This is a genomic window from Sulfurimonas sp. (assembly GCF_016744025.1).
GTDB lineage: Bacteria > Campylobacterota > Campylobacteria > Campylobacterales > Sulfurimonadaceae > Sulfurimonas.
The window spans coordinates 1-7,608 of record NZ_JADGFC010000123.1 but is presented as its reverse complement, the minus strand read 5'-3'; the positions used below and the strand labels follow the sequence as shown (position 1 = coordinate 7,608).

General features: G+C 31.2%; 8 protein-coding genes. All 8 read right to left on the bottom strand.

The features are described from left to right. Positions 1 to 62: 62 nt before the first annotated feature. Complete coding sequence (locus QZZ48_RS12975; RefSeq protein WP_294966567.1) at positions 63 to 776, bottom strand: response regulator; 714 nt, start codon at positions 774 to 776, stop codon at positions 63 to 65. 60 nt (positions 777 to 836) lie between these two features. Further along, positions 837 to 1,877 (bottom strand): chemotaxis response regulator protein-glutamate methylesterase, encoded by a 1,041-nt coding sequence (locus tag QZZ48_RS12970; RefSeq protein ID WP_294966565.1) that lies wholly within the window; start codon positions 1,875 to 1,877, stop codon positions 837 to 839. Positions 1,878 to 1,879: 2 nt separating this feature from the next. Continuing rightward, on the bottom strand, positions 1,880 to 2,344 hold the full coding sequence (locus tag QZZ48_RS12965) for a chemotaxis protein CheD (RefSeq protein WP_294966563.1): 465 nt from the start codon (positions 2,342 to 2,344) through the stop codon (positions 1,880 to 1,882). Beyond that, positions 2,345 to 3,235, bottom strand: a complete 891-nt coding sequence (locus QZZ48_RS12960) for a HAMP domain-containing sensor histidine kinase (RefSeq protein WP_294966562.1) — start codon at positions 3,233 to 3,235, stop codon at positions 2,345 to 2,347. Positions 3,236 to 3,244: 9 nt separating this feature from the next. Further along, complete coding sequence (locus QZZ48_RS12955; RefSeq protein WP_294966560.1) at positions 3,245 to 4,075, bottom strand: protein-glutamate O-methyltransferase CheR; 831 nt, start codon at positions 4,073 to 4,075, stop codon at positions 3,245 to 3,247. Between the two features lie 89 nt (positions 4,076 to 4,164). Then, positions 4,165 to 4,689 carry a 7TM diverse intracellular signaling domain-containing protein gene (locus QZZ48_RS12950; RefSeq protein WP_294966559.1) on the bottom strand — a complete coding sequence of 175 codons (525 nt, stop codon included), beginning with the start codon at positions 4,687 to 4,689 and terminating at the stop codon, positions 4,165 to 4,167. Then, complete coding sequence (locus QZZ48_RS12945; RefSeq protein ID WP_294966557.1) at positions 4,679 to 4,966, bottom strand: response regulator; 288 nt, start codon at positions 4,964 to 4,966, stop codon at positions 4,679 to 4,681. Before QZZ48_RS12945 ends, QZZ48_RS12950 begins: the two co-directional genes overlap by 11 nt. A gap of 10 nt (positions 4,967 to 4,976) precedes the next feature. Continuing rightward, a complete protein-coding gene (gene pepN, locus QZZ48_RS12940) occupies positions 4,977 to 7,547 on the bottom strand; it encodes an aminopeptidase N (RefSeq protein ID WP_294966555.1) in 2,571 nt (856 codons plus the stop codon). Between the last annotated feature and the right edge of the window lie 61 nt (positions 7,548 to 7,608).

Below are 7,608 nucleotides of genomic sequence, written 5' to 3'. Positions count from 1 at the left end.
TCGCAAGGGTTTTCAAACCCCCATATTCTTAATTAAGCCGAAAACCTTAAAGCATCAGAAAGTCATAGATTAATGCTATAACCCATTTGAGGATTATTAGTAATTAGAGTTGCTGGGAGTTTTTTACGTAACCGTTTAAACAAACTCTTAATAGAATCACTTGAAAATTCTTTATCAATTTGATCATAGTTTATATAGTTAAAAATATCTTGTGAACTAAAAGTTGTGTTCTTGTTTTTTATAAGAAGCTCTATTGTTTTTGATTCTTTATCACTTAGATTGATCCTTTGAGAATCCAAAAAAAGTGCTCTAAGAAGTCCATCAAAAGTATAACCCTCACCCAGTTCAACAAGGTTCTCGTTTCTAAAATCAGTACAAACTCTATCTAAAGTTTCAAAAATCTCTTCAAGCACTAAAGGTTTTTGCATAAAACTTTCTACACCAATATTTATTAAATCAATAAGATATTTTTTATCACTGTAAGCAGAAATTATAATAATTTTTTGCTTTTTATTTATTTTAAATATCTCTTTACTCATAGCAATACCATCAAGATATGGCATATGTATATCACTAATAACGATATCATAATAAGAGTTGTTTTCTAAAAAAAAGTCATTATAAAGAGCAAGTCCTTCTTTTCCATCAACAGCTAAATCCACTACCTTAAATAGTTTAATAAGAGTGCGCATTGTACTTTTACGAAGTGCAGAATCATCTTCAACATAGAGTATATTTAAGTTTTTCGATATTTTTTTTAAAGTTTGAAAACTCAAAAGGAACTCCAATGTATTTATGTTCAAAAAAACTATGACATAATAACATTTAACTCTTCATTATTCTCTATTTTCTAAAAATTGCAGAATCTCTCTTGGAAGTTCTTGAATGCTGTTTTGCTGAACAACAGCACCTATTTCTTGCGCTACTTTTGGCATTCCATAAATAACACAACTATTTTTATCTTGCCCAAAAGTCATAGCACCTGACTTTCTAATATTGAGTAGACCTTTTGCACCATCCGAGCCCATTCCAGTCAAAATAACGCCAATAGCATTAGCGCCTGCTGTTTTTGAAACTGAGTTAAACAATACATCAACAGATGGACGATGCCCAGAAATCTTTTTTCCACCACCGAGTTGAACAAAATATCTATGTCCAAATTGTCTTAAAACCATATGCTTATCACCTGGTGCTAAAAGGACTTCTCCAATATTTAGAGTGTCTCCATCCTTTGCCTCTCTAACATCCATTTCACATATGCTGTCCAAACACTGGGCAAACTGTTTTGTAAAGTCAGCTGGCATATGCTGTACAATCAACATCCCAGGAGTGTTTCTTGGAAATTGAGGTAAAAATGCTTTAAGTGCTTCAACTCCGCCAGTAGAGGAACCTATGACAATAAGTTTTTGTGTAGTTTCTGAGAGAGAATTATTATATTTAAGTTGTTGACTTCTTCCAACTTTAGAACGTTTAAAGACCTTAGCATTAGCAGCACTTTTAACTTTTTGCAAAAGTTCTTCTTGAATTTCATCTGAAGACTCATAGATATTTGAGTGTGGCTTAGCAATAAAATCGACAGCTCCTGATTCAAGTGCGTCTAGTGTTGTTTGAGCTCCCTTTTGTGTTAAAGATGAAACCATAACAACTGGAATCGGCATATGTATCATAAGTTTTTTTAAAAAAGTAATACCATCCATTCTTGGCATCTCCACATCTAAACAAACAACATCAGGACGATTTTTTACAATTTTATCACGTGCTATATATGCGTCAGCAGCAGTATCAATGCTTTGTATATCACTATCATTTTTTAAAATCTCACTAAGAATTGCTCTGGCAGTTGCACTATCATCTACTACTAAAACTTTTATACCCATCTTTACTCTTCACCATTTTTAATGTATTTTAAAAATATTTTTCCAGTATCACTTCGCATCATTATACGTCTTCCTTTATCTCCGCCAACATCTTGAGCTACTATAGGAATACCATACTCTCTTAAAATCTCTTTTGCAATTAAAATATTTTTACGACCTATCATCATATCCTCACTAGAGACATCAATAACATTTCCACCGCCAAAAAGCTTAGCTTCCATATTGTGTACTTCACAACCAATATTTACCATACTTTCAATAAGACGAGGAATTGAAATATTTCCATATTTAGGGCTTTGAAGACCATTTTCATTCCAAAGTGGTACTAGGTAGTGATTCATCCCACCCATTTGTGTAACGCTATCATATAGACATACAGAGATACATGAACCAAGTATTGTGCTTATTTCAGTAGCCCTTGCTCCAATATGAATCTCTCCTACATGAATGAACTTTCTTGTATACATCTAGAATTCAACCATGCCGTCACTATCATCAAAAATAAATTCATTTGAACCAAATCCTGTTGATAAATTTATCTCTTTATCATCTACTTTTTTGATTGTGACAATAAAAATAGTTTTTTCATCTCCTTTGATATTATCTATAGTTCCACCTAAGGCTTCAACCATACCTCTAGTTACGCTAAGTCCTAGCCCTAGACCTGCAGTAGACCTTGTTTTACCAGTCTCAAAGTGCGCAAAACGATTGTAAATATTTTTAGTATGTTCTGCATATACACCCTCACCTTCATCTTGAACTTCTATAATATATTCTTTTTCATCACAAAAAAGAGTTACAAGAACCTTAGCATCTGGATATGAATACTCACAAGCATTTGAGATTAAGTTCAAAAATATCATATCAAGCTTTTGAGAGTCAGCAATAATCTTTTCATCACACTTGCTTTTATACTCTAGAGTTAAAGATTTTTCTTCAATTATAGGAGAAAAATATTCAATTGTTTCATCAAATATTTCTTTAATATCAACAACTGAATAATAATTTGCAATCTCACCCGCTTCAATTTCAGATGCACAAAAAATATTTTTCAGACTAAAATCAAGTTTTAGAAGTTCTTTTTTCATCATATCTGATAGAGTTGATATCTTTTCATCGTCTGATTTTTTAATCATCATACTTACAATATTTAAAAGAGATGACATAGGATTGTTAAATTCATTTTTAATTAGAGATAAGAACTTACTTTTTACTTCTTGAGAGTTTTGATTTTTTTCATTTAGAGTAAGAAGTTTTTTTGTCATAAACTCCATTTCGGCGATTGAAGCTTGTTTTTCTTCAAAACGACGGCTAATCTCCTTTAGTAAGTTATCATCAGATACATTGGATATTTCCATAATAGTTCCTTAATTTGGTTTATATATTGAGGGAGCAGCTAATTTATATTTAGAATTTTTAGTATGAATAGACTCTGAATGACCTATAAATAATCTAGAGTTTTCTTTTAATAATTTAGCGAATTCTTCTAAGAGTTGATTTTGTGTAGGTCTGTCAAAATAAATCATCACATTACGACAAAGGATTAGATTAAATTTATTTTTAAACATTAAAAAATTTCCAGTTACAAGATTGAATGATCGAAATACTATATATTGTTTGAGTTCATCTTTTATAACAAAGTTTTTACTTCCATTACTATTTTTAAAAATATCAAAATATTTCAACACTACGTGTTTAGGCATATTCTCAATATCTTTTTGAGTATAAATCCCTTTTATAGCTTTTTTCAAAATATCTTCAGAAATATCAGTTGCCAATATTTTAATATCCCATTGATGAAAGTTACTAAGATGCTCTTTTAAAAACATAATAATACTATATGGTTCTTGTCCACTAGAACATGCGGCAGACCAGATTCTAATAGTTTTGTTTGGTTCATCAAATAGTTCTTTTATATTATTTTGAAGATATATCCACTGATTTTCTTCTCTAAAAAAAGAAGTTACATTTGTTGTAATAGCATTGACTAGAAGCATTAACATCTGAGAACTACTATCATTAGCTATCTTCTCATAGAGTTCTTCATAAGAATTTAGATTAAACTCATTTAACCATTTTCTAAGACGAGATTGCACAAGAGTTCTTTTATGCTCAGCAAGAGAAATTCCGATTTCCTCATAGATTAATTTTTGGAACATTTTAAATTCTGATATAGATAATGTGTGTTCTAAACTCAATCTTTTCCTTCGTTTATATTAACAATTTTAGTTAAATAAAGTATACATCTTAACGGTGGCAGAGGGGTGTCAAAGTATTTCTTTTTTTATTAGTATTGTAAATCTTTATAGCTTTTTATATCTGTATCTTCTATATGATAATGCTTATGTTCACAATAAAGTGCATTTGACATAAAAAGTTCAATAGAATTAACTTCTTTAGAATCAACTGTTAAATGTTCTTCACTTAGTATAGCAAAATCATCACCAAATATACGAAAAATAGACTTAATTAAAAAAACACTTAGAAGAACAATGTAAAGAAGCAATGTATGTACTATAAGTTCTTGTGTATTTTTAATCTCAGGAAAGAATTTACCCTCATAAAAAGTTATTGAAAAGAGTACTGCACCTACTGTTGCAAAGGCTAAAAACAGTTCTTGTGTATGATTTGGCAAAATAAAAAAACCGCCATAACTTGCGATATATAAAAGTGAAAACAACTGCATAGCACTGTAGCAAATGTATATAAGTTCTTTTGAGTATAAATAGCGAACAAAGGTGTACACTATTGTCATTATCAAGATACCAAAAGTTATCCCGTAAGCTAAAACAAGACTCGTATCAAAGCTCAATTTTGTACCCAGTTCCTGTAAGGTTTAAGATAAGATTTTTAGGAAGTTTTGCTTTTAGATTTTTAACAAACTCAAGACCATTCATTTTTGGCATCTCAATATCTGTAATGATAATATCAGGAGAGTATGTCTCATAAAGCTTCAATGCACTTATAGCATCTGCTGCTTCATAAATATGCTCAAAAAAGTTTTCTAAATACTCAAGACCATTCTCACGAGCAATCTCATCGTCTTCAACATAAAGAACTTTGATATTTTTATTAAATAACTCGCTCATTTTTTAAAATTTACTTTTTGTCTATTTTTAAAATCTTGCTAATTATCTCATATGCATTTTTTGAAAGAGTTTCAACTGCTAGTATACGCTCTAACTCTTTTTTCATCAGCTCTTTATTTTCTTTATTTAATCTCTCATATATTTTAAACGCAGATGCCAGTCCAGATGCCATCTGTGGGTTTATTTTATCTATCTCTATAATCTTATCTGCAACAAAGGCATAACCATGTCCATCTATAGAGTGAAAATGTTTGTAGTTTCTTGCAAAAGCTCCGATGAGAGAGCGAACAAGATTTGGAACTTTTTCATCATAAACCTCATCATTTTGAAGTACTTTTACACGATCAAGAGTTCCATCTCTTGTAGATGCAGCGAGTATTGCAAAGTACTTGTTCATTACTAAGGTATCATCTTTATATCTATTGTAAAAATCTTTTAGAGCTACTTCACCCTCTTTACTTGTGATATTTTCAAGTATATCTAGAGCAACTACTCTATCTGTCATAGTAAGAGACTCTTCATACTGCTTTTTTGCCATAGAGATAACTTCGCTACTCTCTAATGAAGACAATAGTCTAAGTACTCTATTTTTAATAGCGCGTTTTCCCATATTGATTGCATCTAATTGTTTATTTTTAGGACTATGGTTTTGTTTGTAAAGTGATATTAACTTATCTTTATATAATGTTGCTAATTTACACTCTAGTCTATCTTTAGACAGATATATAGGAACAAAATCAACTACATCTTGTCTTTGCATTAGAGTTGACACTGATGGAAGTTCTAAGAGTAGTGCTTTGTAAGAGAGTTCAACATCTAAGTCTAAAATATACCCATAGGCTTTTATAAACTCTTTATCTATATGCCCACACTCCATCAACTGTTCTAAAGTCTCTGTAGCAAATGATTGTGCTGATTCATATCTAACAAAACTATTCGTATCATGCTTCATTAAAAAAGCATATTCTTTTGCCGTCTGTTGTATCTTAAGAGGCGCAGAAAAATCACGGTTTATAGACAAGTAAGGTTTAGCATCTAAACATGTGAAAACAAACTCTTGTGTTTCTTTTGAAATTATAAGAGTCTTCTCTAGTATCTCTTCTCCATTAAGTCCTATTAGAGCTATTTTTAGGGGAAAGTAATATGCTTTTTGCTTACTTCCATCAACTGCATTTGGAACAATCTGAGTTAGGGTAAGCTTATAAACTCCACAATGAAAAGATTCTTTAACGCTTAAGCTAGGAGTTCCTGACTGGTGATACCACGTTTCAAAGTCTTTTAAATCAATACCAGATGCCGTACTCATAGCCCATAAAAAGTCATCTGTTCTAACAGCTTGTCCATCAAAAGTATCAAAGTATAAGTCAGTTGCTTTTCTATAGTTGTCTTCACCTAAAAGAGTGTGAATCATACGAATAACCTCAGCACCCTTTTCATAAACTGTAGATGTGTAAAAGTTGTTTATAGACATATATGAGTCTGGCTGAATCGGGTGAGCTGTTGGAGATGCGTCTTCGACAAACTGTCTATCTCTAAGAGCCTTAACATCTTCTATACGTTGAACCTCACGAGAGTTTAAATCAGCCGAGAAAGATTGATCTCTAAAAACTGTAAGACCCTCTTTTAGAGTTAGTTGAAACCAGTCTCTACATGTGATACGATTTCCTGTCCAGTTATGAAAGTACTCATGAGCTATAACACTCTGAATACCCATAAAGTTTGCATCTGTTGCTTTTGTCTCATCTGCTAAAACATAGTGAGAGTTAAATATATTTAAACCTTTATTTTCCATTGCTCCCATGTTAAAACTATCAACTGCTACTATGTTATAAATCTCTAAGTCATACTCACGTCCGTATTTTTCTTCATCCCAAAGCATAGACTCTTTGAGTGATTGCATAGCATGAGAGCACTGAGATTCATTTCCTTTATCACAATATATATTTAACTCAACATGCTCTTTAGATGCAGTAGTATACTCGTCATTTACACATCCTAAATCACCTGCTACTAGAGCAAAAAGATAAGATGGTTTTGGATGTGGATCATGCCAAGTTACCCCATGTCTACCATTCATAAAGTCATGACAACTTTTCTTATTTCCATTACTAAGAAGTATTGGGTATTTATCTTTTTGTGCGATAAGAGTAGTAGTGAAGACACTCATAACATCTGGTCTATCTAAGTATGGAGTGATTCTTCTAAAACCTTCAGGTTCATTTTGAGTGCAAAATATAGGACCTGATTTGTACAGCCCTTCTAGTTCAGTATTATTTTGAGGATATATTTTATTTGTTATTTTTAGAGAAAATTTATCTGGAACATTTAGGATTATGAGTTTTTCATTTTCAATGATAAAACGACTTTCATCTAGTTTCAAATCATTTAAGTAAACCTCTATTAGTTGCAAATCTATCGTGTCAAGAGAAATATTATTTTCATTTGGATCAATCTTATTTATCTTCATAAGATTCATCACAGTCGTATAATCTTCAAAGAGCTCAAAGTGCAGTTCACAACTCTCTATTTCAAACTCAGGTTTCTTATAATCTTTTAAATAGATTGTTTTCATTTGGCTCATAATGCCTCTTTTTTTATTTTTAATAATAATAGCATAAGAGCTTATATAAGTAGTTAAAATA